The following is a 24,838-nucleotide window of genomic DNA, read 5'->3' as shown; positions in this document are numbered from 1 at the left end:
GCAGAGGAAATTATCGGCGGGAACGCACTATTTGGTAGCGACGGGTAAAGTATTCAAACGGCGCACTCCAGACGTGGACCAGGCGAGTGAACGGGAACAGCAGGAAGATTGTCATCCCAAGAACCAGATGCACACGGAAAATCAACGCCACGCCATCCAGATGCGCAGACGCGCCGCCCTGGAAGGTCACCACTGACTGGGCCCAACCGACCAGTTTCAGCATTTCACTGCCGTCTGGATGTTGCGCAGAGAACGGGATGGTGGTTAAGCCGAGGATACACTGAATCAACAGAACGCAGAGGATCAGAATATCGGCGGTAGAAGATGTCGCACGAATACGCGGGTTGGTCAGACGGCGCACCAGCAAACCTGCGCCACCAACCAGCGTTAGCACGCCGCATAGCCCACCGGCAATCATTGCCATCTGTTGCTTTACCGCAATCGGCAGGAACCAGGCATACATCCAGTGCGGCGTTAACATGCCGAACAGGTGTCCGAAAAAGATCCCCAGAATGCCGATGTGGAACAGGTTGGACCATAACACCATACCGCGTTTGTCCAGCATCTGGCTGGAAGAGGCGCGCCAGGTGTATTGCCCGTAGTCATAGCGTAGCCAACTGCCGAGGATAAACACCGTCCCACACAGATACGGGTAGATATCGTAAAAAAAGACGTTCAGGTACTGTATCATTTCGGGCCTCCCGCGCTGACGTCGACATACTGCGGCGCCACGTCCTGGCTAAAGCGTCGTTGATAGTTTTGTAACGGTGAACTGTCGCAGGCGGTGGCGTTATCTTCGATAAACTTCACCTGTTCCTCTTCCCAGACTGCATCCAGCGCCTGACGGGTATCATCGCGGGTTTCCGCGCCAACCTGTTTGGTGACACTGTCACTTGAAAGAGGGCTTCCGGCAAACAGCAGCAGGGCGTCGAACAGTTGATACCACGGTGTATCGCGCTGTTTTAAGCGCCCACCCAGTAACGCCAGAATCGGTGCGACGTTCTGCAGTCCTTCTTTGGCCTCGGCCTCCGGCAGCACGCTCAGATACTCCAGATACAACGGCAAATGATCCGGCAGTTCGCGGCAGTCAAGCTGTAGCCCGACCTTTTCGTACTGTGCCAGCAGATCAACCATCGCCTGGCCCCGATCACGGGACTCGGCGTGGACGTGTTCAAACAACAGCAGAGAGGTGGCCCGGCCCCGGTCGAATATTTCGCACCATTCGGCTTGTTTATCCAGCAGTGGGGCATTGAGCAACCCCTGGCTAAATTCGGTAAGCATAGGGGCATCGCTGGCCACAAGCGCCAGCGCCTCGTCTTTACACTCCCACAGCAGCTCGTCGGGATATTCCATCAGCAGGCCGATAACCTTCAGGATTTGCATTATTCCCCCTCCGCTTTATCGCGCACTTCGGTGATGTCGATGGCATCAATACGACTGCTGTTAAACAGGTTGAATTTGGTATCTGAACCATGGCAGCCGTCACCAAAGGTAAACCCGCAACCATTTTTCTCCGGGAAGGCGTCACGCGCCATTTCACGGTGACTGGTTGGGATCACGAAGCGGTCTTCATAGTTGGCGATGGCCAGATAGCGGTACATCTCCTCAACCTGCTCAACGGTCAGACCCACTTCCTCAATCGCCCGGGTGTCCGTCACGCCTTCGACGGTTTGCGCGCGCATATAGTGGCGCATGGCCATCATCCGTTTGAGCGCGCGTAGCACCGGACCGGTATCGCCTGCGCTTAGCATGTTGGCGAGGTACTGAACCGGAATTCGCAGTGATTCAACCGCAGGAAGAATGTTGCCATTGTGCGGCAGTCCGCCCGCGTCAGCGACCGACTGAATCGGTGACAACGGCGGAACATACCAGACCATCGGCAGGGTGCGATATTCCGGGTGCAGCGGCAGCGCCAGCTTCCAGTCCATCGCCATTTTGTAAACTGGCGAACGTTGGGCCGCTTCGATGACGTTGTGCGGAATACCTTGTTTTAACGCTTCTTCAATGACCGCCGGGTCGTGCGGATTAAGGAACACATCGCACTGACGCTCATAGAGATCGGTCTCATGCTCGGTGCTGGCCGCTTCTTCAATACGGTCGGCGTCGTACAGCAATACGCCGAGATAACGAATACGTCCAACGCAGGTTTCCGAACATACCGTCGGCTGGCCAGACTCAATACGCGGGTAGCAGAAAATGCACTTCTCAGACTTACCGCTCTTCCAGTTAAAGTAGATTTTTTTGTACGGACAACCGCTGATACACAAGCGCCAGCCGCGACATTTGTCCTGATCGATCAGCACGATGCCATCTTCTTCACGCTTATAGATAGCACCACTCGGGCAAGTGGCGACGCAACTTGGGTTCAGGCAATGCTCACACAAACGCGGCAGATACATCATGAAGGTGTTTTCGAACTGGCCGTACATCTCCTTTTGCATTTTCTCAAAGTTACGGTCGCGGGCGCGTTTTGAGAACTCGCCACCCAGCAGCTCTTCCCAGTTGGGCCCCCAGATAATCTTGTCCATCCGTTTACCATCAATCAGCGAACGTGGGCGTGCGGTGGGCTGATTCTTGCTTTCCGGCGCGCTATGCAGATGCTGATAATCGTAGGTAAACGGTTCATAGTAGTCGTCAATTTGCGGGATCACCGGGTTGGCGAAAATTTTGGTGATTACGCCCATCTTGCCGCCCAGACGCGGTCTTATTTTGCCGTTAACATCGCGAACCCAGCCGCCTTGCCACTCTTCCTGATCTTCCCAGTTCTTCGGATAACCTATACCCGGTTTGGTCTCGACGTTGTTAAACCACGCGTATTCCATCCCTTCACGTCCGGTCCAGACGTTTTTGCAGGTAACGGAGCAGGTGTGGCAGCCGATGCACTTATCCAGATTAAGAACCATGCCTACCTGTGAGCGTATTTTCATTTTTTCGCCTCCTGTACCTGATCGCGACCTTCATCATCCAGCCAGTTAATATTTTTCATTTTTCTAATCATGATGAACTCATCGCGGTTAGAGCCGACCGTACCGTAATAGTTGAAGCTGTATGCCAGTTGCGCATAGCCGCCAATCATATGCGTGGGTTTCGGGCAGACGCGGGTGACCGAGTTATGGATCCCGCCACGCATTCCGGTGACTTCCGAGCCGGGGATATTCATGATTCGCTCCTGAGCGTGATACATCATGGTCATTCCCGGCGGCACGCGTTGACTCACCACTGCACGCGCGGTAAGCGCGCCGTTGGCGTTGAAGGCTTCAATCCAGTCGTTATCCTCAATGCCCAACTCTTTGGCATCGGTCTCGCTGATCCAGACAATGGGTCCGCCACGTGACAGCGTCAGCATCAGCAGGTTTTCGCTGTAGGTAGAGTGGATCCCCCATTTCTGGTGTGGGGTCAGGAAGTTGAGCGCTTTTTCCGGGAAGCCGTTAGGCGGAACTTCGCGCATTTCGCTGACGCTGCGGGTATCAATAGGCGGGCGATACGCCACCAGACTTTCACCGAACGCACGCATCCACGCGTGATCCTGATACAGCTGCTGGCGACCGGACAGGGTACGCCAGGGGATCAGCTCATGGACGTTGGTATAGCCAGCGTTATAAGAGACATGTTCACTTTCCAGCCCAGACCAGGTAGGGCTGGAGATGATTTTGCGCGGCTGGGCCTGAATATCGCGAAAACGGATCTTCTCGTCTTCTTTGTTCAACGCCAGATGCGTATGGTCGCGTCCGGTCATCGCCCCCAGCGCTTCCCAGGCTTTCACCGCCACCTGACCGTTCGTTTCCGGCGCCAGGGCAAGGATCACCTCAGAGGCATCCAGCGCGGTGTCAATTAGCGGTCTTCCTTTCGCCGGACCTTCGCGCTTGGTGTAGTTAAGCTTGCCGAGGAAATCGACTTCCGCCTGGGTATTCCACGCTATGCCTTTCCCACCGTTGCCGAGCTTGTCCATGAGTGGACCAAGTGAAGTAAAGCGTTCGTAGGTAGCAGGGTAATCGCGTTCCACAACGGCGATATTCGGCGCCGTTTTCCCCGGGAGAAGATCGCATTCGCCTTTGCGCCAGTCCAGAATGTCAAACGGCTGTGACAGCTCTGCCGGGGAGTCGTGTTGCAGCGGTTGCAATACCACATCCGTTTCTTGTCCAAGATGTCCTACGCAAACTTCAGAGAATACTTTGGCGATGCCTTTATAAATTTCCCAGTCGCTCTTCGATTCCCACGCGGGATCGACCGCTGCCGACAGCGGATGAATAAACGGATGCATATCCGAGGTGTTCATATCGTCTTTTTCATACCAGGTAGCGGTTGGCAAAACGATATCGGAGAACAGGCAGGTGCTCGACATACGGAAATCGAGCGTGACCAGCAGATCAAGTTTGCCCTCTATCGCCGCCGACTGCCATTCAACCTCTTCAGGTTTGATACCCTCGCTTGAGCCAAGCGCTTCCCCCTGGATCCCGCTTTCGGTACCCAGTAAATACTTGAGCATGTATTCATGCCCTTTACCGGAGGAGCCGAGCAGGTTAGAGCGCCAGACGAAGAGGTTGCGCGGATGGTTGCTACCGCTATCCGGCTGCTCGCAGGCAAAACGAATATCCCCCGATTTCAGCGCCTGGGCGGTGTATTGCGCAGGAGACAGCCCCGCCTGTTCGGCTTTTGCTTTAACGGTCAGTGGGTTGAGGTTAAGCTGCGGCGCGGACGGCAGCCAGCCCATCCTTTCTGCACGCACGTTAAAGTCAATCAAATGTCCGGTAAACTTCGACGCATCGGCCAGCGGAGAGAGGAGTTCTTGCGCGGTGAGTTTTTCATAACGCCACTGGCTGGAGTGGTTGTAGAAAAACGAAGTGCTGTTCATCTGACGGGGTGGTCGGTTCCAGTCGAGCGCAAAGGCCAGCGGTAACCAACCTGTTTGCGGTCGCAGTTTCTCTTGGCCCACATAGTGCGCCCAGCCGCCGCCGCTTTGCCCCACGCATCCACAGAACACGAGGATGTTAATCATGCCACGGTAGTTCATATCCATGTGATACCAGTGGTTGACGCCAGCCCCGAGAATGATCATCGAACGGCCATGCGTTTTATGCGCCGTATCGGCAAACTCGCGGGCGATTTGTTCGATATGACGGCGTGGCACGCCGGTAATTTGCTCGCCCCAGGCAGGGGTATATGCTTTCACTTCGCTGTAATCTTGCGCGCTAAGAACGTCATCCAGACCACGGTCGAGGCCGTAATTCGCCAATACCAGATCATAGACGCTCACCACCGGGCAACGGCTGCCATCGGCGAGAGTAAGATGTTTTACCGGCAGTTGACGGATCAGCACCGGTTCTTGTTTTACGCTGCGAAAATGCGGGTTTTCATTTCCGCCAAAATAGGGGAATGCCACACCGGTCACTTCATCATGCTGACCGAGCAGCGAGAGAGTAAGCTCAGTTTCCGCGCCAGCCGCCAGGGGTTCCAGGTTCCATTTGCCTTGCTCACCCCAGCGAAAACCGATAGATCCGTTCGGGACAACCAGTTCGCCAGCACTGTTAAAGGCTACCGTTTTCCACTCCGGATTGTTGCTTTCACCCAGACCATCGACAAGGTCTGAGGCGCGCATCATGCGTCCAGGCACATAGCTGCCATCTTCCCGGGCATCCAGTAAAACCAGCATCGGCATATCGGTATAGCGACGACAGTAATTGAGGAAATAATCGCTGGGATTGTCGAGGTGGAACTCTTTCAGGATGACGTGGCCCATTGCCATCGCCAGCGCACTGTCGGTGCCTTGCTTAGGTGCCAGCCACTGGTCGCACAGTTTAGCGACTTCCGAGTAATCCGGCGTAATGGCAATCGTCTTGGTGCCCTTGTAGCGTACTTCGGTGAAAAAGTGCGCATCCGGGGTACGGGTCTGCGGCACGTTAGAGCCCCAGGCGATGATATAACTGGAGTTATACCAGTCGGCGGATTCTGGCACATCGGTTTGCTCACCCCAGGTCATTGGTGAGGCGGGCGGTAAGTCGCAGTACCAGTCATAGAAACTCAGGCAGGTTCCGCCCAGTAGCGAGAGATAGCGTGTACCTGCAGCATAGGAGACCATCGACATCGCAGGGATCGGGGAGAATCCAGCCACGCGGTCCGGGCCATAGGTTTTCACTGTCCAGACGTTAGCGGCGGCAATCAACTGATTAAGCTCTTTCCAGTTGGAGCGGATAAAACCTCCGCGCCCGCGTACCTGCTTGTAGCTCTGGCATTTTTGCGGGTCGTTCATAATGGATTCCCAGGCCAGCACCGGATCGGGCTGGCGGGACAGGGCATCGCGCCACAGTTCTATCAGACGTTTACGCACCAGCGGATACTTCAGGCGGTTGGCGCTGTAAAGATACCAGGAATAGCTGGCGCCGCGCGGGCAGCCGCGGGGTTCATGATTTGGCAAGTCAGGGCGGGTTCGTGGGTAGTCGGTTTGCTGCGTTTCCCAGGTTACCAGTCCATTTTTGACGTAGATTTTCCAGCTGCATGAGCCGGTACAGTTAACACCGTGGGTAGAACGCACAATTTTGTCGAACTGCCAGCGCTGACGATAACTGTCTTCCCAGTCCCGGTTGGTGTGCATCACTTGCCCGTGCCCCTCGGCAAACGTATCGCCCTTTTGTTTAAAGTAGCGAAAGCGGTCTAACAGTTTACTCATGACATAACTCCTGCTTCGATAATATTGCCGACGGTGAATCGAACTCCCGGCCTGGCCGAATGTCCGATCCTGCGGTATCCATTTCGTTATTTTTTTTGTGATTTACGGCCATAGACCAGCCAGGTCACCAGCACGCAGACGATGTAAAACACGAGGAATATTTTCATGGCACCCACCGGAGAGCCGGTCAACGCCAGTGATGAGCCAAACGCTTTAGGGATGAAGAAGCCCCCTACAGCGCCAATGGCTGAGATGAATCCCAGGGCGGCGGCGGTATCGGTTACCGCTTCACGTTGAGCCTGCTCTTCGGTACCACCATGCAGCTTCACCCGGTAAATCGTGATTTTGCGAAAGATCACCGCAATCATCTGGAAGGTCGACCCGCTTCCCAGACCCGCGGTCAGGAACAAGCCCATAAACACCAGGTAGAAAGCGACAAAGTTCCCTTCGCCTGATCCTGGCAGGGTGAGAAACAGCAGGGCGCTAAACAGCGCCATAAAGATGAAGTTAATTAACGTGACGCGTACACCGCCGAACTTGTCAGAGATAACGCCGCCCGCCGATCGCGCAAGCGCGCCGATGAAAGGGCCGAAGAACGCCAGTTGCAGGATATTCACGTCAGGGAACTGGGTTTTCGCCAGCATGGCAAAACCTGCAGAAAAACCGATAAATGAACCGAAGGTGGCAAGATACAACAGGCTTAATAACCACAGATGAAAACGCTTGAGGACCGGTAATTGGGAAGCGATCGAAGCCTTCGAACTGGCAATGTCGTTCATTCCCATACCTGCCGCCACGGTGGCTATCAGCAGTAACGGCACCCAAATCCATGCGGCATTGGCTAGCGACAATAACGAGCCGTCAGCTTGCGGTACGCCCTGAACGCCCAAAAAGGTAAAGATGGGCAGAAAGATAACCAAAGGCGCAATCAACTGCATTACGCTGACGCCGAGGTTGCCGAGACCGCCGTTTACGCCTAACGCACTGCCTTGCTTCGCTTTGGGGAAGAAAAAGCTGATATTGCCCATGCTGGAGGCAAAGTTAGCGCCAGCAAAACCACACATCAGCGCAATAATAATAAATACGCCAAACGGAGTAGCGGTATTTTGCACGGCAAATCCGAGCCAGACGCAGGGAATAATCAGAATGATCGTACTAAAAATGGTCCAACGGCGCCCACCAAATATAGGTACCATAAAGGAGTAGGGAACGCGCAATATTGCACCAGAAAGAGAGGGCAATGCCGTTAATAAAAACAGTTGGTCGGTGGTGAAATTAAAGCCAATTTTATTCAGATTGACGGCAACGGCGCTGAACAACATCCAGACGCAGAAAGCAAGCAGCAAACAACTCACTGATATCCATAGGTTTCTGCGTGCAATGTGCTTGCCTTTGTTTTCCCAAAAGCCGGGGTTCTCTGGTTTCCAGTCAGTTAAAAGATAACGATTATTTTTCTCATTTGATGATGACATATTATTCTCCATGCACATGCCGTTCATGAAAAAGAAATAAACGCATGCAGCGCCGCGCGGCTTCTTTTTAGAAACTATTGAAAAGTTTTAGGAATATTGACTGAAAGAATAGATAAAAAAGCGCAATAACGCGGCGTGATGGGAGAATTACACGTTGCTTAAGTGTTACCAATTGTAAACATAAAAGATGTATTGTTAATTCATCTATTGCGTCAAATAAATAACTCCAGCGTAATCATACGGTCAAGATGGCGATCGAATGCAGGATCGGCCATTTCCTCAATGCCTAATATGTACATACCATCCAGACCGCAGACCAATGCGATTAAGCGCCAGGCGACGTCGGCAGCATCTGGGGTGGAGGAAAACTCACCGGCTTTCTGTCCCTGAGTGATGATGTTGGCGGTTTCTTCGTGCCACATCCGCATGGTCAACAGGTAGGCGCTTTTGATTTCTGGATCTTTACCCGCCACAACCTGCGCTTCACGCCATAGCTTAATATAGGGTTCGAATCCGCCATCTTCGCTGCCCAGCATGGCATGCAGTCGCTCACGAAAACTGGCATTTTCACTGACCAGTTCCGCATCGAGCAGGGTACGGATCAGACGTACAAATGCCTGGGATTTAAGTTCGCCGGCAGAGGCAAAGTGGTGGTGTAGTTGGCCCGTTGCCACATGTGCTTCAGCTGCAATGCGTCGCACCGTCATCGCGGTAAACCCTTCCTCAAGCGCGACACGCATGGCCGCCTGCAGAATAACTTCCCGACGTTCATCCCGATTCAGATAGCTCATCTTTCCTCCTGTACTCGTGTATCACGCAGTCTAACAAAAAGTTGGACATATGTTCAATTTTCCGTAGGATCGCTCAAGTTGGACATGTGTCCAGTTTAAGTTTCGTTAGGGAGTTTTATGTTTCGTCAGTGGTTAACGTTAGTCATTATTGTGCTGGTCTACATCCCTGTTGCGATTGATGCAACGGTGCTGCACGTTGCCGCGCCCACGCTGAGTATGACGCTGGGTGCCAGTGGTAACGAGCTGCTGTGGATTATTGATATTTATTCCCTGGTAATGGCCGGTATGGTATTGCCAATGGGCGCGCTGGGCGATCGCATCGGCTTTAAACGCCTGCTGCTATTAGGCGCTGGACTGTTTGGTCTCGCATCGCTGGCGGCCGCTTTTGCCCACAGCGCAAGCTGGCTGATAGCCACCCGGGCGGTATTGGCGATTGGCGCGGCGATGATTGTGCCGGCAACGCTTGCGGGGATTCGCGCCACGTTCGCAGAGCAACGGCATCGTAATATGGCGCTCGGCGTCTGGGCCGCGGTCGGTTCTGGCGGTGCGGCATTTGGCCCACTCGTTGGCGGGATGCTGCTGGAGCACTTCTACTGGGGATCCGTGTTCTTAATTAATGTGCCGATTGTCCTGGTGGTAATGGCCTTAACTGCGCGCTTAGTGCCGCGTCAGGCCGGACGTCGCGATCAATCGTTAAATTTTGGTCATGCGATAATGCTGATTGTCGCCATTCTGCTGCTGGTCTACAGCGCTAAAACCGCCCTGAAAGGGCATACGGCGACCGTTGCGATCGCGCTGACGTTGTTAACCGGCGCTTTATTGTTGTGGCAGTTTGTCCGTATCCAGCTAGCTGCTTCCCGCCCGATGATTGATATGCGGTTGTTCACGCATCGCATTATCTTAAGCGGCGTAGTGATGGCGATGACCGCGATGATAACTCTGGTAGGGTTCGAGTTACTGATGGCTCAGGAGCTACAGTTTGTTCATGGTTTAACGCCTTATCAGGCGGGCCTTTTTATGCTGCCGGTGATGCTGGCAAGCGGCTTCAGCGGACCGATTGCCGGCATGCTGGTGTCACGTCTGGGATTACGGTGTGTGGCCACGGCGGGTATGGCGCTGAGCGCTGTGAGCTTTTACGGTCTGGCGATGACGGATTTCAGCACTCAGCAGATTCAAGCCTGGATATTAATGGCGTTGCTCGGTTTTAGCGCGGCGAGTGCGCTCCTGGCCTCAACGGCGGCTATCATGGCGGCAGCTCCGGCAGAAAAAGCCGCAGCCGCGGGCGCCATTGAGACGATGGCTTATGAACTGGGCGCCGGGCTTGGGATCGCTATCTTTGGTTTGCTGTTAAGCCGCAGCTTTTCAGCCTCGATTCTGCCGCCAGTTGGCCTTAATCCGCAGGAGATAGAACGAGCCTCATCGTCAATGGGGGAGGCGGTGCAGTTGGCGCATTCGCTCCCATCGTCGCTGAGTGAGGCGTTGCTGTCGGCTGCTAAAGAAGCCTTTACCTGGTCGCACAGCGTAGCCTTAAGCAGCGCCGGCAGCATGCTTATCGTATTAGCGGTAGGAATGTGGTTCAGTCTGGCAAAGGTACAGCGTCAATAACTAATGAGCTAAATGACAGGGGTAATCCATCTCTTCAACTTCTTTCCCACTGAGTCGAGCGTATTGCCCCGTCAGTCTCCAGAATGCGGGCTGCGTTTCCGTATAGATCTCTGCCGCTAACACCAGGCGGCGGCGATCTACCTCATTAAGCTCCAGCAGCGTCCACGGCACAAAATAGCGATCGCTGCCCGTCAGGGTAAACCACAGCGGGCACCCGCAACCAGAACAAAAGAAACGTTCACCACGATTTGAAGAAGGAAAGTGCGCAGGTTCTGCTGAATCTGGCGACATCAGCGGATGACTGCTGGCTTCCAGATACATAGCGATGCCGCCCGACCACTTCTGGCACAGGGTGCAATGGCAGGCATAGACATCCAGCATTTCGACGTCGACGGTAAAATGACTCTGTCCGCAAAGACAACGACCAGTGAATGTCTGCACGGCATACTCCTTATGACCGAGTCTACATTAAGAGAAAAAGCCAGCCCTGGAAGGACTGGCTTTTTATTCAGGCTACAACAAAATTAGAACTGGTAGTTCAGACCAACAGCCACGATGTTGTCAGTGCTTACACCGGCAGCGCGGGTGAAGTTGTTGTCGTCCAGCAGATTGATTTTGTAATCAACGAAGGTAGACATGTTTTTGTTGAAGTAGTAGGTAGCACCCAGGTCTACGTATTCAACCAGATCCTGGTCGCCGAAGAATGCAATGTCTTTACCTTTGGATTTCAGGTAAGCGATGGACGGACGCAGACCGAAGTCGAACTGGTACTGAGCAACAGCTTCAAAGTTCTGTGCTTGATTTGCAATACCGTTGATCTTACTACCGTTAACAGTACCACCAAAGGTAGTCATGTTACGGGTTTCAGAGTAGGTAGTTGCCAGGTAGATATTGTTCGCATCATATTTCAGGCCAGCAGCCCAAACTTCAGCGTTCTTACCGTCAGCTTTGAACAGACCATTGTGGTTGTTCTGAGAATCAGTACGGTCAGATTTCGCATAGGTTGCACCTACACCGAAGCCTTCGTACTCATAAGTCGTAGACAGACCGAAGCCGTCACCGTTAGCTTCTTTGTCGTTGCTACGGGCGTTTTTACCCTGGTACTGCAGGGCAAAATTCAGACCTTCAACCAGACCGAAGAAGTCGGTGTTACGATAGGTTGCAACGCCAGTAGCACGCTGGGTCATGAAGACGTCAGTCTGGGTCCAGGTATCGCCACCGAACTCTGGCAAAACGTCGGTCCATGCGCCGATGTCGTATGCTACGCCGTAGTTACGACCGTAGTCGAAAGAACCGTATTCAGCGAATTTCAGGCCAGCGAATGCCAGACGAGTTTTGTCTGCTTCGGAACCCTGATCTTCAGAACGGTTGCCCTTGAATTCATATTCCCACTGACCGAAACCAACCAGTTGGTCGTTGATCTGGGTTTCGCCCTTGAAGCCCAGACGCGCGTAGGTTTTGTCGCCATCGCTGCCGTTGTCGTCAGAGAAGTAATGCTGAGCGTGAACTTTACCGTAGATATCCAGTTTGTTTGCGTCTTTGTTATATACCTCAGCTGCGTTTACCGCACCTGCCGCCAACAGGCTAGTCACTGCCACTGCAACTAATTTAAGTTTCATTCTAAATAATCCTTATAATTTTTTCTTGGTGTGTTTCCTAAACCATTGCTAAACGAAGGGGTTCGTCAATGGCAAACTATTTTTAAATGACGCAGTGGTATAAGTTCAATAATAAGTTTCATATTATTGCGAAATATTTGGAGTTGTGTGATCCAGATCTACATAATATAGCTGATTGTATTAATCATAATATGTGACAGATCTGAATGGGTATATTTACATACGGGACTATTGTGCAGGCTATGGTTTAAATGGTGTTAATTTCGCAGGTGTAATATATACAAGTGAAGAGATATAAATAACCAGGTAATACTTTCGAATGTTAATTAGTTACCATATATTTAACATTTAATTAAACAAATATAAACATAATCGCAGGTGGAATGGACAAATATTATTCATCAATTTGCCTAAAGTATAGCCGGGTTTTATTTGTTTGTGATAAAACCCGACTTTTTATCAGGCGCGTCGCGTTGCCAGCCAGCAAAGCAGAGAGCCTGCGCAGACCATCAGCGCACCTTGCCAGAACGAAAGCGACAGCGGGGCGCTGAGCAACACAGCGGCCAGCGCGGAGGAGAGCACCGGGGTAAAATAAGACCCAACAGCCATGACGGTCACGTTGCCGTGCAAAATGCCAATATTCCACGCAGCATAGGCAAATCCTAACGTTAATGCTGCAGTGAACATTTTAATCGTCACCGAAGTACTGAAAACCATTTCCGGTTGAGGGGTAATAAAATAGTAAACCCACAAAGTTGCTGCCGTCAGTAAAACGAATACGGTGATGCCGTTAAAGCCTTTTGCATATTTATTGGTCACCGTACAATACGTTGCCCAGATAAAAGCGCCGAGAAAGGCGAGAAAATAGCTGAGCGGACTGCTGGCAACATTGCTGATAATTTCATCAAGATTAAGGCCATTTTCGCCACCCAATACCCAACACACCCCGGTCAATGCGATAATTAATCCAGGGATTACCAGCCAGGTTGTTTTCTGACCATTAAATAAAATAGCAAACAATATCGTCAGACTTGGCCAGAGATAATTAACCATACCGACTTCAATAGCCTGGTGACGAGTAGCCGCATAACCGAGAGCCAGCGCTAAACAGATTTCATAGCTAACAAAAAGCACGCTACCGGCGATTAAATAGCGAACAGGTATTTTCCTGATATTCGGAAAGCCGACGGTAAAAATCAGTAACAGGCCGCTTAACGAAAAAATCATTGCCGCGCCGCCCGCAGGACCCAGCCCTTCACTTACTCCACGCATGAGTCCGACCATAGTGCTCCAGAGCACTATGGCAATGAGCCCAATTAACGTTGCTTTTTGTTTTGTCATTCTGATTGTCTGTCCATGGTGCTGGCAAAAAATTAAGCTGAAATTTATAGCACTTTTATACCGTAGCGCGCTAATCAATTGCCTTTCCCATACTCCCTTATGGGTACAAAGGTTAAACAAAGTGCACTATTTAGTAGCGGAACCGTTTCGTTATTGATTTGACGCAAAAAAAATATGGATATAGCTGATAGTTTCGTCGCGAAGTTGTACATGGCATCTTTCAGACTGCCGCGCTCGCGCAATTTGAGAGATTTCCTGTACGAACCCCTGCAAAAAAGAGGAAAGCAATGGACGTCAGCCGCAGACAATTTTTTAAAATCTGCGCGGGCGGTATGGCGGGAACAACAGTAGCCGCTCTGGGTTTTGCACCCAAAATGGCACTGGCTCAGGCGCGAAACTATAAGCTGTTACGCGCCAAAGAGATCCGAAACACCTGCACATACTGTTCCGTAGGTTGCGGGCTATTAATGTATAGCCTGGGAGATGGAGCAAAAAACGCCAAAGAGTCGATTTACCATATTGAAGGGGATCCGGATCATCCGGTGAGCCGCGGGGCATTATGTCCTAAGGGCGCAGGATTACTGGATTACGTGCACAGTGAAAACCGTCTGCGTTACCCGGAATATCGCGCTCCTGGTTCCGACAAATGGCAGCGTATCAGCTGGGATGAAGCATTCACCCGCATCGCGAAGCTGATGAAAACTGACCGTGACGCCAACTTTATTGAGAAGAATGAGCAGGGCGTAACGGTAAACCGCTGGCTTTCAACCGGGATGCTATGCGCATCTGCGGCAAGTAATGAAACTGGCATGCTGACGCAAAAATTTGTGCGCTCACTCGGCATGCTGGCAGTAGACAACCAGGCGCGCGTCTGACACGGACCAACGGTAGCAAGTCTTGCTCCAACATTTGGTCGCGGTGCGATGACCAACCACTGGGTTGATATTAAAAACGCTAACGTCGTGATGGTGATGGGCGGTAATGCCGCTGAAGCACATCCGGTGGGATTCCGCTGGGCGATGGAAGCCAAAAACAACAATGATGCCACGCTGATTGTTGTTGACCCTCGTTTTACTCGTACAGCCTCGGTGGCGGATATCTATGCGCCAATTCGTTCCGGCACGGACATTACGTTCCTGTCCGGTGTCTTGCTGTACCTGATTGAAAACAACAAAATTAACGCTGAATACGTGAGGCATTACACCAACGCCAGCCTGCTGGTGCGGGATGACTTTGCTTTTGAAGACGGTCTGTTCAGCGGCTATGACGCGGAAAAACGCCAATACGATAAATCGTCCTGGAACTACCAGTTCGATGAAAACGGCTACGCGAAACGCGATGAAACGTTAAGCCATCCTCGCTGCGTGTGGAATCTGCTAAAACAGCACGTTTCCCGCTACACGCCAGATGTGGTGGAAAACATCTGCGGTACACCGAAAGAAGACTTCCTGAAAGTCTGCGAAGTACTGGCTTCCACCAGCGCGGCGGATCGCACCACTACGTTCCTGTATGCGCTGGGCTGGACACAGCATACCGTAGGGGCGCAGAACATCCGTACCATGGCGATGATCCAGTTGCTGCTCGGCAACATGGGGATGGCAGGTGGCGGGGTTAACGCCTTACGTGGTCACTCCAACATTCAGGGATTAACCGACTTAGGTCTGCTCTCTACCAGTCTGCCAGGTTACCTGACGCTGCCGTCAGAGAAACAGACGGATCTGCAAACCTATCTGGCTGCTAATACGCCAAAAGCGACGTTGGCCGACCAGGTTAACTACTGGGGTAACTATCCGAAGTTCTTCGTCAGTCTAATGAAATCTTTCTACGGCAATGCGGCGCAGAAAGAGAACGACTGGGGCTTTGAGTGGCTGCCGAAGTGGGATCAGTCCTACGACGTCATCAAATACTTCAACATGATGGATAGCGGAAAAGTCACCGGCTACATCTGTCAGGGCTTTAACCCCGTTGCGTCCTTCCCGGACAAAAACAAAGTGGTGCAGTGCCTGAGCAAACTGAAGTATCTGGTGGTTATCGATCCGCTGGTGACCGAAACCTCAACGTTCTGGCAGAACCACGGTGAATCAAACGACGTCGATCCGGCATCTATTCAGACCGAAGTCTTCCGTTTGCCATCGACCTGCTTTGCGGAAGAGGACGGCTCCATCGCCAACTCCGGCCGCTGGCTGCAGTGGCACTGGAAAGGTCAGGACGCACCGGGTGAAGCCCGCAACGACGGCGAAATTCTGGCCGGTATTTACCATCGTCTGCGCGACATGTATCGCACTGAAGGCGGTAAAGCGGTAGAACCCGTTCTGAAAATGAGCTGGAACTATAAGCAGCCGGACGAACCGCACTCAGAGGAAGTGGCAAAAGAGAACAACGGCTATGCGCTGGAAGACCTCTATGATGCTAACGGCGTGCTGGTTGCGAAAAAAGGTCAGTTGCTCAACAGCTTTGCGTTGCTGCGTGATGATGGTTCTACCTCATCATCCTGCTGGATTTATACCGGTAGCTGGACCGAGCAGGGCAACCAGATGGCCAATCGCGATAATGCCGACCCGTCAGGTCTCGGTAATACGCTGGGCTGGGCTTGGGCATGGCCGTTGAACCGTCGCGTGCTGTATAACCGCGCTTCGGCGGATCCACAGGGTAAACCGTGGGATCCAAAACGCATGCTTATCCAGTGGAACGGTACGAAGTGGACGGGGAACGATATCCCGGACTTCAATACTGCGGCACCAGGCAGCGGTACCAATCCGTTTATCATGCAGCCGGAAGGGCTGGGGCGTTTGTTTGCTATCGATAAGATGGCGGAAGGTCCGTTCCCGGAACACTACGAGCCGATGGAAACTCCGCTGGGTACTAACCCGCTGCACCCGAACGTGATCTCCAACCCGGCAGCGCGTCTGTACGAAGCGGATAAGCTCCGCATGGGTACGAAACAGGACTTCCCGTACGTCGGGACGACCTATCGTCTGACCGAACATTTCCATACCTGGACCAAGCACGCATTGCTGAATGCGATTGCCCAGCCAGAGCAGTTTGTGGAAATCAGCGAAACGCTGGCGGCAGCGAAAGGTATCAACAACGGCGATCACGTGAAAGTCAGCAGCAAGCGTGGATTTATTCGCGCAGTTGCCGTGGTGACCCGTCGTCTGCGTACTTTGAACGTCAACGGTCAGCAGGTTGAAACGGTTGGGATCCCAATCCACTGGGGCTTTGAAGGAGTCGTGCGTAAAGGCTATATCGCCAACACCCTGACGCCGAATGTCGGTGATGCAAACTCGCAAACGCCGGAATACAAAGCGTTTTTAGTTAACATCGAGAAGGCGTAAGGGAGGCGAACATATGTCTATGGAAACGCAGGACATCATCAAAAGGTCCGCAACAAACTCCATCACGCCGCCGCCTCAGGCCCGTGATTATAAAGCGGAGGTCGCGAAGCTGATAGACGTTTCCACCTGTATAGGCTGTAAAGCTTGTCAGGTGGCATGCTCAGAGTGGAACGATATCCGCGATGAAGTCGGCCACTGCGTCGGGGTGTATGACAACCCCGCCGATCTCAGCGCCAAGTCCTGGACGGTGATGCGGTTTACCGAAACCGAACAGAACGGCAAGCTGGAGTGGTTGATTCGTAAAGACGGCTGTATGCACTGTGAAGATCCGGGCTGCCTGAAGGCATGCCCGTCTGCCGGAGCTATCATCCAGTACGCCAACGGGATTGTCGATTTCCAGTCAGAACACTGTATTGGCTGCGGCTACTGTATTGCCGGGTGTCCATTTAATATTCCGCGCCTCAATAAAGAGGATAACCGCGTGTATAAATGTACGCTGTGTGTGGACCGGGTCAGCGTCGGGCAGGAACCTGCCTGCGTGAAGACTTGTCCGACCGGAGCAATACATTTCGGCACTAAGCAGGAAATGCTGGAAATGGGCGAACAGCGCGTGGCAAAACTGAAGGCACGCGGTTTCGAACACGCCGGTCTCTACAATCCGGAAGGTGTGGGTGGTACGCACGTTATGTACGTTCTGCATCATGCCAACCAACCGGAGCTGTATCATGGCCTGCCGAAAGATCCGCAGATCGATACCTCTATCAATCTGTGGAAAGGGGCGTTGAAACCGCTGGCCGCTGCCGGATTTATCGCCACCTTCGCCGGGCTGATTTACCACTACATTGGTATCGGCCCGAATAAGGAAGTGGACGACGACGAGGAGGATCATCATGAGTAAGTCGAAAATGATTGTGCGCACGAAGTTTATCGACCGCGCCTGTCACTGGACGGTGGTGATCTGCTTCTTCCTGGTGGCGTTGTCGGGGATTTCTTTTTTCTTCCCGACTCTGCAATGGCTGACGCAGACCTTCGGTACGCCGCAGATGGGACGCATTTTGCACCCGTTCTTCGGCATACTGATCTTCGTGGCGCTGATGTTCATGTTTGTACGCTTTGTTCACCATAACATCCCGGATAAAAAAGATATCCCGTGGCTGAAAAACATTGTGGAAGTGCTGAAAGGCAATGAACATAAAGTGGCGGATGTGGGCAAGTACAACGCCGGGCAGAAAATGATGTTCTGGTCAATCATGAGCATGATTTTCGTGCTGTTGATTACTGGTATCATTATCTGGCGTCCGTACTTTGCGCAGTTCTTCCCGATGCAGGTTGTGCGCTATAGCCTGCTGATCCATGCGGCGGCGGGGATTATCCTGATGCACGCCATCCTCATCCATATGTATATGGCATTCTGGGTGAAAGGATCGATTAAAGGCATGGTTGAAGGGAAAGTGAGCCGTCGCTGGGCGAAGAAACATCACCCACGCTGGTATCGCGAAGTTGAAAGACAAGAAGCGAAAAAAGAGAGCGAGGAAGGGGTTAACTAACTCCTGACGTTCCCTGTACGTAATGGCGCTACCGATGTAGCGCCATTTTTTTGCCAAAAAAACGTCATGTTTCTGTCATCTGCTGAACGTAAGGTGTTGTCTTTCCAATAATAGAAGAGTTAAAAGACAATGCATCTGGTGAAAAAATTACTCGCAGTCAGCCTATTTCTTTGTGCATCCGCTCAGGCGCAGAATGTCCTCGAATTTCCGCAGCCGGAGAATAACCCGGAAGAGTTTTATGCCGTGACCGAAATCCCGGCAGGTGGAATAATCAAATATGAAACTGACGCCAAAACCGGTTTTATCATTGCCGATCGCTTCCAGTCCATGCCGGTTGCCTATCCCGCCAACTACGGTTCTCTGACCCAGTCTTTAGCCGGTGACGGCGACCCGCTGGATGTTATCTTTTATACCCGCGCGCCGCTGGCTCCGGGAACGTTGATTAAGCTGCGCGCTATTGGCGTACTGAAGATGATCGACGGCGGTGAAAAGGACGACAAAATTGTTGCCGTACCGGCCAGTAAAATTGACCCTACTTATGACAACATCAAAGAGCTGAGCGATCTGCCAAAGATTGAAGTTCAACGTCTGGAATCTTTCTTCCGCGTGTACAAAGATCTGCCGGAAGGGCGCAAGAAGGTCGAATTAAACGGTTTCAACGATGCCGTTACGGCGAAGCAAGAGATCAAACAGGCCTGGGAGGCCTGGAAAGAGAAAAAACCGCAGCAATAATTAGCATGCCGGATGGCAAAAGTTGATCCGGCATTTACTTTTATCATTGTACTGCCAGCTTACGCAGGCGTGAAATATCCACGCTTTTTTGGGCCTCTGCCAGACTCCAGGTATTTTGCAGGTTTAACCACATTTCGGGTGAACTGCCAATCACCACAGAGAGTTTAATCGCCATCTCAGGCGTCAGGGCCGCTTTCCCGGTTAATAGTCGACTTGCCGTTGAAGGTGCAATTTCCATAGCCCTGGCAAACTCGCGCAGGCTGACATTGAGTTCGTCCAGCGCTTCCTGAATGATATCCCCAGGACGGGGATGATTTGCCATCTTCATCAATGATAGTCCTCGTAGTCCAGTATGTACGCATCGCCATTGACGAATTCAAACGTAATACGCCAGTTACCTGAAACAGAAATTGCCCATATGCCGTCACGCTCACCCACCAGAGGATGCAGCTTATAACCGGGCATATTGATATCTGTAACCTTACTAGCCGCATCAATAACGGCAAGCCTGTGTCGTAATCGTCGGACATGTTTCGCCATAACGCCTGATGTTCGCCCATGAAGAAACAAATCGCGCAATCCTTTGTGTCTGAAGTTCATGATCATCCATATCTTCCTTGTTCCTTCAAGAGGAACATTACCATTAATGTTCCTTTAAGCGCAACACCAGGATTGCGATGTTTTAAATTTTGCGGCGAATGTGCAAAAAGAAAAAGGGAGAAGGGGAATATCTGGAAAGCGTCACGCAAGAATTGCCGGATGGCTGGCCTACACGCGCATTTTGCTGATGTAGGCCGGATAAGCGTTCGCCATCCGGCACCAGAGTTTACTCCAGTTGTGAGTTCAGACGCTCAATCTCCTTTCGCCATTGTGCCTGTAACAACGGCTTTTGATGTTTTGGCTTGCGCGCAAGATCGTCGGCCAGACGTTGCTCCAGCTCGAGGAGTTGTTCCAGCAATCCATCGCTGTCAACGCTGATTTCGGCCCTCGCTTCGACCACCGTTTTGGGAACAGTTATCTCAGAGGATGTTTCCCGAATACGCGCATTGACCGCGTCCAGATCGTGCCATTCGCTCAGTTCGCCATTGTCGATTAACCAAAACCGGTTACAGCTTTGGCTGATAAGCTGACGGTCGTGACTGACCAGCAACACGCCGCCGTTATAACTTTGCAGCGTTTCTGCCAGCGCCTCTTTACCTTCCATATCCAGATGGTTGGTGGGTTCATCGAGCATCAGCAGGCTGTAGCGCGCAAGCGTCAGACCCACAAACAGCAGCCGGGATCGTTCACCGCCGCTTAATGTACTGACTCGCTGCGCATGTCGGACCCACGGAAAACCCGCGCTAATCAGCGCCATCTTGCGAATCTCCGGCTGCGGGGCAAACGCTTCCAGCGCGTCAAATAACGAATCGTTGTCTGCGAGCTGATGCAGCGTCTGGTCGTAATACCCCAGCGTAACGCGCGGGTGTAACACCAGTGAAGGTGATGCCATCTGTGACTGAAACTGTTGCCAGATAAGCCTTAACAGCGACGATTTCCCGCAACCGTTACGCCCGACAATCGCCACGCGATCGCCACTTTTTAACCGGATACCGGCAATGGAAAATAGCGTATCAGCGCCGGGAGCGGGGGCTACGGACAGATTTGTCATCTCCAGCAAACGATCCGCACGCAGAGCATCCCCCTGCAATGTTAGCGTCCACTGACTCCCTGACGTCACTTCCGTCTGTACCTCTTTCAGGCGTTGTACCTGTTTTTCCATCTGTTTGGCCTTGCGGGAGAGATCTTCGTTGTCGTAGACCCGCCCCCAGGTAGCCAGCCGCCTGGCGCTGGCGGCCACACGGTCGATCTCCTTTTGTTCAGCCTTATGGCGCAAAGCATCGCTGACGTCTCTTTCTACCAGCGCCTGACGCGCCGCGCTACAGGGCAGATCAAAAGCATGGAGAGTGCGATCGCGCAAGATCCACGTTCCGTGAGTCACCGCGTCCAGCAGCTGCGGGTCGTGAGAAACCACCACAAAACTGCCAGACCAGTTCTGTAAGAACTGTTCCAGCCACAGTAATGTGGGCAAATCCAGGTGGTTACCCGGCTCATCCAGCAGCAGTAAGTCAGGATTTCGCATCAGCGCCCGCGCTAATAGCAGACGCGTATGTTGGCCGCCGCTCAGCGTTTGTGCTGTCAGGGATAAATTCTCCGGCGTGAACCCCATTTCGGCAAGCAGTGCTTCAACCCGCCACTGCTGAGCTGCGCGTTCATGCTCGGGAAGTTGAGCGAGAACGGCTTCCTGCAGCGTAAGCGGCAGTATATCGTCAGGTAGATGTTGTTCCACACGAGCGAGATGACAGTGATTCGCCTGCGCGATTGCCCCACTGGTGGGCGAGATCGTGCCGTCGAGCAGTTTTAACAGCGTGCTTTTGCCGCAGCCGTTGTAACCGATAAGCCCGATGCGGTCGCCTTTTTTCAGGGTAAAGGAAAGATCGTCGAATAGCGTGCCGAATGCCGTATCAACGTGTAAGGATTGTGCGGTTAGTAATGTGCTCATTGTTGCTTACTCAAGAGTTACAGGCGTGAAAACGCCTCGTCAAACATCGCTGACGATAACCCGGTAAGCCCGAGAGAAGGGGATTTAGAAGTTAGCTTCGCTCAAGCAGAAGTTATCGCAGCACGATACCGATAACGCTTGAGCACTGGCGATCGCCAAAAGCATGTGAAACGATAAAACGTTCACAGTACAGCATAAGTATCCTCCTTTTGTTTTTCAGAATGTTGATCGGTAGCGAAAGTGTAATCGCAAGTTACGCAGTCGCGCAAGCTTTGCACGCGACAGCATTGGAACCGTAAACACTGATACAGGAACAGTTACCTTGATTCAGAAGAAATGAACGCAGATTATTCATGCGAAAGTTAATTTTCATCGCGTCAAAAGTATGAGTTAAGGATCACAACAACGATCTACATTCTCCAGTATCCTCTGCACACTATTTTATTATTTGGAGAATAGATAACATGAAAAAAACAATTACATTAACGATGATTGCGCTGGGATGTTTATTTGCAAATGCACAGGCAAGTGAAAAACTTGCGGGTAATGAGATACTTAAAGTTCAAAAAGGTGGGGTTCCCGACAAAATTTACACGCAACAAAAACCTCATTTAAAGATTGCCACCTATAACATTGGTAAAAATGAAGCCTCTGCTGATGTAGCGGATTTTACTGCACTTAATTCGGCGATTGAAAGAATAAATGCCGATATTATTGCGGTTCCGGAGGTTGATAATAAAACAGGTCGTAGCCAAAAAATTGATCAACTCAAAAAAATCGCTGATGCCAATAAACTGCATTATGTCTTTGGAAAAGCTATCGACTTTGACGGCGGTGAATACGGCTTAGGTCTTCTTTCCAAATATAAAATACTGCATTCGCAGGTCGTGAAATTACCGTCGGGTGATGCAGAACAACGTGTGGCATTACTGGCGCAGATTGATGTTCCCGGCTTTGATTCCGCACCGATCATCATGGTAACTCACCTCGACTGGCAAAAAGATCCAACCATGCGAACTGAGCAGGCGCGTTACCTGTTAGATATTAGCATTGGTGACGCAACAACAGATTTCCCGGATATCGCATCTTCAATTAAAATCCTGGCGGGCGATTTCAATTCAACCCGGGATGAACAACCCCTAAAAGAAATACGTTACTTTTTCAATGAAGTGACGAAAGAGGGAATTGATACGCGCAGTTGGCCAGCCGTTAACCCAGCGATTGATATAGACCATATTTTCACATTTAAAGGGCAAAAGTGGAACGTCAAAAATCTGCAGATCCCACATAATTCATCCGAATTTACGTGGTCTACGGCGAGCGATCACCTGCCGGTTATTGCTGAGCTTGAACTTTCAGAGCAGTAATCCACATACAGCCTTTTGTTCATCAAACGCTTAACATTGCCCGGCAGCAGTTTGCCGCCGGGCAAAGCGTCAGATAGAAGTACGACGGTAGTCGCGATATTCCGCCTGCCAGAAATTATCGTCAATCGCCTGTTGTAGCGCTTCGGCGGACGTTTTAACCGCCACGCCTTGCTGCTGGGCCATTTTCCCCACGGCAAAAGCGATGGCGCGCGACACCGTCTGAATGTCTTTCAGCTCCGGTAACACCAGTCCTTCGCCGTTGAGCACCAGCGGTGAATACTGCGCCAGCGTTTCGCTTGCCGACATCAGCATTTCATCAGTGATGCGCGACGCGCCAGAAGCAATAACCCCCAGACCAATACCCGGGAAGATATAGGCGTTGTTACATTGGGCGATCGGATAAATTTTCTCTTTCCACAGTACCGGTGCGAACGGGCTACCGGTCGCAACCAGCGCATTACCTTCTGTCCAGGCGATAATATCCTGTGGCGTGGCTTCTACGCGGGAAGTCGGGTTAGACAGCGGCATGACGATCGGACGCGGACAATGTTTATGCATTTCGCGAATGATTTCTTCTGTAAACAGGCCGGTCTGTCCGGAAACACCAATCAGGATATCCGGCTTAACGTTGCGTACCACGTCGAGTAGCGACAGCACATCTTCTTGCGTATCCCAGTGCTGGAGGTTTTCTCGTTTTTGCACCAGTTTGGTCTGGAAAGAGAGCAGGTTCGGCATCTTATCGGTTAACAGGCCAAAGCGATCGACCATGAATACGCGTTGACGTGCCGCTTCTTCGCTTAAGCCTTCACGCTGAATTTGCGCGATGATCTGCTCGGCAATCCCGCAACCGGCGGAACCCGCCCCGAGGAAGACGATATTTTGTTCGCTCAACTGGCTACCGGCCGCGCGGCTGGCAGCAATCAGCGTGCCAACGGTTACCGCCGCGGTACCCTGAATATCGTCGTTAAACGAGCAGATTTCATCGCGATAACGGGTCAGGAGAGGCATGGCGTTTTTCTGCGCGAAGTCTTCAAACTGCAACAGTACGTCCGGCCAGCGATGCTTCACGGCCTGGATGAATTCATCGACAAATTCGTAGTACTCATCATCAGTGATGCGCGGATTACGCCAGCCCATATACAGCGGATCGTTGAGCAGTTGCTGATTGTTGGTCCCGACGTCAAGTACCACTGGCAGGGTGTAGGCCGGGCTAATTCCGCCACACGCGGTATACAGCGACAGTTTACCGATTGGAATCCCCATTCCGCCGATGCCCTGATCGCCAAGACCCAAAATACGTTCGCCATCGGTAACGACGATAACCTTGATATTGTGGTTAGGAACGTTTTGCAGGATGTCGTCCATATTGTGGCGGTTCTGATAAGAGATAAATACGCCGCGCGCGCGACGATAGATCTCAGAGAAACGCTCACAGGCCGCGCCGACCGTTGGGGTGTAGATAACCGGCATCATCTCATCGAGGTGATTATGCACGAGTCGGTAAAACAGGGTTTCGTTGGTGTCCTGGATGTTACGCAGATAAATGTGTTTATCAATTTCAGTTTTGAATCCCTGATATTGGATCCAGGCGCGTTCGGCCTGTTCTTCAATCGTCTCGACCACTTCCGGCAGTAACCCCAGCAGGTTGAAGTTACGGCGTTCTTCCACACTGAAAGCGCTCCCTTTATTCAGTAAGGGGAATTCCAGCAGTACCGGGCCAGCGTAAGGGATGTAAAGGGAACGCAGTTTTTTAGTTTCGTTTTCCATGTCACTCACTCTTTTTTGAATAACCGTCCCTGGCACTCTTTATGATCGTATGTGGC

18 protein-coding genes and 1 pseudogene are annotated in these 24,838 nt (G+C 51.9%); 6 read left to right on the top strand and 13 right to left on the bottom strand.

Features of this window, described 5'->3' with window-relative positions:
• Nucleotides 1–10: 10 nt before the first annotated feature.
• The 6 genes from narI to OGV77_RS15975 all read right to left on the bottom strand — a co-directional run bounded on the left by narI (nt 11) and on the right by OGV77_RS15975 (nt 8,927).
• Nucleotides 11–691 (bottom strand): respiratory nitrate reductase subunit gamma, encoded by a 681-nt coding sequence (gene narI, locus OGV77_RS16000; protein ID WP_003833047.1) that lies wholly within the window; start codon nt 689–691, stop codon nt 11–13.
• Nucleotides 688–1,383, bottom strand: coding sequence for a nitrate reductase molybdenum cofactor assembly chaperone (gene narW / locus OGV77_RS15995; RefSeq protein ID WP_043016292.1), 696 nt, complete (start codon nt 1,381–1,383; stop codon nt 688–690). The genes narI and narW overlap by 4 nt, the downstream gene beginning before the upstream one ends.
• Nucleotides 1,383–2,927, bottom strand: coding sequence for a nitrate reductase subunit beta (gene narH, locus OGV77_RS15990; RefSeq protein ID WP_008784807.1), 1,545 nt, complete (start codon nt 2,925–2,927; stop codon nt 1,383–1,385). Before narH ends, narW begins: the two co-directional genes overlap by 1 nt.
• Nucleotides 2,924–6,664, bottom strand: a complete 3,741-nt coding sequence (locus tag OGV77_RS15985) for a nitrate reductase subunit alpha (RefSeq protein WP_087050540.1) — start codon at nt 6,662–6,664, stop codon at nt 2,924–2,926. The genes narH and OGV77_RS15985 overlap by 4 nt, the downstream gene beginning before the upstream one ends.
• 86 nt (nt 6,665–6,750) lie before the next feature.
• On the bottom strand, nt 6,751–8,136 hold the full coding sequence (locus OGV77_RS15980; protein WP_043016294.1) for a NarK family nitrate/nitrite MFS transporter: 1,386 nt from the start codon (nt 8,134–8,136) through the stop codon (nt 6,751–6,753).
• Nucleotides 8,137–8,348: 212 nt separating this feature from the next.
• Nucleotides 8,349–8,927 carry a TetR family transcriptional regulator gene (locus OGV77_RS15975; protein WP_043016295.1) on the bottom strand — a complete coding sequence of 193 codons (579 nt, stop codon included), beginning with the start codon at nt 8,925–8,927 and terminating at the stop codon, nt 8,349–8,351.
• A 117-nt stretch (nt 8,928–9,044) separates the two neighbouring features.
• On the opposite strand from OGV77_RS15975, the gene OGV77_RS15970 reads away from it, so the two are divergent.
• Nucleotides 9,045–10,532: an MFS transporter gene (locus OGV77_RS15970; RefSeq protein ID WP_043016296.1), complete on the top strand. Its 1,488-nt coding sequence runs from the start codon at nt 9,045–9,047 to the stop codon at nt 10,530–10,532.
• Here the strand turns inward: OGV77_RS15970 and OGV77_RS15965 are convergent, their stop codons facing one another.
• The 3 genes from OGV77_RS15965 to yddG form a co-directional block, all read right to left on the bottom strand.
• Nucleotides 10,533–10,973, bottom strand: coding sequence for a GFA family protein (locus tag OGV77_RS15965; protein ID WP_047411200.1), 441 nt, complete (start codon nt 10,971–10,973; stop codon nt 10,533–10,535).
• 83 nt (nt 10,974–11,056) lie between these two features.
• Nucleotides 11,057–12,151, bottom strand: coding sequence for a porin OmpC (gene ompC, locus OGV77_RS15960; RefSeq protein WP_043016298.1), 1,095 nt, complete (start codon nt 12,149–12,151; stop codon nt 11,057–11,059).
• Between the two features lie 459 nt (nt 12,152–12,610).
• A complete protein-coding gene (gene yddG / locus OGV77_RS15955; RefSeq protein ID WP_043016299.1) occupies nt 12,611–13,492 on the bottom strand; it encodes an aromatic amino acid efflux DMT transporter YddG in 882 nt (293 codons plus the stop codon).
• 287 nt (nt 13,493–13,779) lie between these two features.
• Between yddG and fdnG the strand changes: the two genes are divergently transcribed.
• From fdnG to OGV77_RS15935, 4 genes and pseudogenes are all read left to right on the top strand, one after another.
• Nucleotides 13,780–16,827, top strand: coding sequence for a formate dehydrogenase-N subunit alpha (gene fdnG, locus OGV77_RS15950; RefSeq protein ID WP_141110889.1), 3,048 nt, complete (start codon nt 13,780–13,782; stop codon nt 16,825–16,827).
• A 13-nt stretch (nt 16,828–16,840) separates the two neighbouring features.
• Nucleotides 16,841–17,725: a formate dehydrogenase N subunit beta gene (fdnH, locus tag OGV77_RS15945; RefSeq protein ID WP_003833024.1), complete on the top strand. Its 885-nt coding sequence runs from the start codon at nt 16,841–16,843 to the stop codon at nt 17,723–17,725.
• Complete coding sequence (gene fdnI / locus OGV77_RS15940; RefSeq protein WP_003020054.1) at nt 17,718–18,374, top strand: formate dehydrogenase-N subunit gamma; 657 nt, start codon at nt 17,718–17,720, stop codon at nt 18,372–18,374. Before fdnH ends, fdnI begins: the two co-directional genes overlap by 8 nt.
• Nucleotides 18,375–18,503: 129 nt before the next feature.
• Nucleotides 18,504–19,104: pseudogene (locus OGV77_RS15935) on the top strand (inorganic diphosphatase); the annotation flags it as partial.
• A 45-nt stretch (nt 19,105–19,149) separates the two neighbouring features.
• Here OGV77_RS15935 and OGV77_RS15930 read toward each other — a convergent pair.
• From OGV77_RS15930 to OGV77_RS15920, 3 genes are all read right to left on the bottom strand, one after another.
• Complete coding sequence (locus OGV77_RS15930) at nt 19,150–19,434, bottom strand: HigA family addiction module antitoxin (RefSeq protein ID WP_043016302.1); 285 nt, start codon at nt 19,432–19,434, stop codon at nt 19,150–19,152.
• A complete protein-coding gene (locus tag OGV77_RS15925; RefSeq protein WP_003833016.1) occupies nt 19,434–19,712 on the bottom strand; it encodes a type II toxin-antitoxin system RelE/ParE family toxin in 279 nt (92 codons plus the stop codon). Before OGV77_RS15925 ends, OGV77_RS15930 begins: the two co-directional genes overlap by 1 nt.
• A 220-nt stretch (nt 19,713–19,932) precedes the next feature.
• Nucleotides 19,933–21,648 carry an ABC-F family ATP-binding cassette domain-containing protein gene (locus OGV77_RS15920; RefSeq protein ID WP_087050542.1) on the bottom strand — a complete coding sequence of 572 codons (1,716 nt, stop codon included), beginning with the start codon at nt 21,646–21,648 and terminating at the stop codon, nt 19,933–19,935.
• A gap of 464 nt (nt 21,649–22,112) precedes the next feature.
• Between OGV77_RS15920 and OGV77_RS15915 the strand changes: the two genes are divergently transcribed.
• Complete coding sequence (locus OGV77_RS15915) at nt 22,113–23,015, top strand: endonuclease/exonuclease/phosphatase family protein (protein WP_043016304.1); 903 nt, start codon at nt 22,113–22,115, stop codon at nt 23,013–23,015.
• 69 nt (nt 23,016–23,084) lie between these two features.
• Here the strand turns inward: OGV77_RS15915 and maeA are convergent, their stop codons facing one another.
• Entirely contained in the window at nt 23,085–24,782 is a 1,698-nt protein-coding gene (gene maeA, locus OGV77_RS15910) for a malate dehydrogenase (RefSeq protein WP_043016305.1), read from the bottom strand.
• Between the last annotated feature and the right edge of the window lie 56 nt (nt 24,783–24,838).

The sequence above is a fragment of the Citrobacter sp. Ce129 genome, from assembly GCF_030334545.1.
Lineage (GTDB): Bacteria > Pseudomonadota > Gammaproteobacteria > Enterobacterales > Enterobacteriaceae > Citrobacter > Citrobacter europaeus.
The sequence above is the reverse complement of the archived record's forward strand: the minus strand, read 5'-3'. Positions and strand labels throughout refer to the sequence as shown.

What these genes read in the sequence shown, in the direction of transcription:
- narI (WP_003833047.1), bottom strand. Translation starts at nt 691, where the DNA reads ATGATACAGTACCTGAACGTCTTTTTTTACGATATCTACCCGTATCTG.
- narW (WP_043016292.1), bottom strand. Translation starts at nt 1,383, where the DNA reads ATGCAAATCCTGAAGGTTATCGGCCTGCTGATGGAATATCCCGACGAG.
- narH (WP_008784807.1), bottom strand. Translation starts at nt 2,927, where the DNA reads ATGAAAATACGCTCACAGGTAGGCATGGTTCTTAATCTGGATAAGTGC.
- OGV77_RS15985 (WP_087050540.1), bottom strand. Translation starts at nt 6,664, where the DNA reads ATGAGTAAACTGTTAGACCGCTTTCGCTACTTTAAACAAAAGGGCGAT.
- OGV77_RS15980 (WP_043016294.1), bottom strand. Translation starts at nt 8,136, where the DNA reads ATGTCATCATCAAATGAGAAAAATAATCGTTATCTTTTAACTGACTGG.
- OGV77_RS15975 (WP_043016295.1), bottom strand. Translation starts at nt 8,927, where the DNA reads ATGAGCTATCTGAATCGGGATGAACGTCGGGAAGTTATTCTGCAGGCG.
- OGV77_RS15970 (WP_043016296.1), top strand. Translation starts at nt 9,045, where the DNA reads ATGTTTCGTCAGTGGTTAACGTTAGTCATTATTGTGCTGGTCTACATC.
- ompC (WP_043016298.1), bottom strand. Translation starts at nt 12,151, where the DNA reads ATGAAACTTAAATTAGTTGCAGTGGCAGTGACTAGCCTGTTGGCGGCA.
- yddG (WP_043016299.1), bottom strand. Translation starts at nt 13,492, where the DNA reads ATGACAAAACAAAAAGCAACGTTAATTGGGCTCATTGCCATAGTGCTC.
- fdnH (WP_003833024.1), top strand. Translation starts at nt 16,841, where the DNA reads ATGTCTATGGAAACGCAGGACATCATCAAAAGGTCCGCAACAAACTCC.
- fdnI (WP_003020054.1), top strand. Translation starts at nt 17,718, where the DNA reads ATGAGTAAGTCGAAAATGATTGTGCGCACGAAGTTTATCGACCGCGCC.
- OGV77_RS15930 (WP_043016302.1), bottom strand. Translation starts at nt 19,434, where the DNA reads ATGAAGATGGCAAATCATCCCCGTCCTGGGGATATCATTCAGGAAGCG.
- OGV77_RS15925 (WP_003833016.1), bottom strand. Translation starts at nt 19,712, where the DNA reads ATGATCATGAACTTCAGACACAAAGGATTGCGCGATTTGTTTCTTCAT.
- OGV77_RS15920 (WP_087050542.1), bottom strand. Translation starts at nt 21,648, where the DNA reads ATGAGCACATTACTAACCGCACAATCCTTACACGTTGATACGGCATTC.
- OGV77_RS15915 (WP_043016304.1), top strand. Translation starts at nt 22,113, where the DNA reads ATGAAAAAAACAATTACATTAACGATGATTGCGCTGGGATGTTTATTT.
- maeA (WP_043016305.1), bottom strand. Translation starts at nt 24,782, where the DNA reads ATGGAAAACGAAACTAAAAAACTGCGTTCCCTTTACATCCCTTACGCT.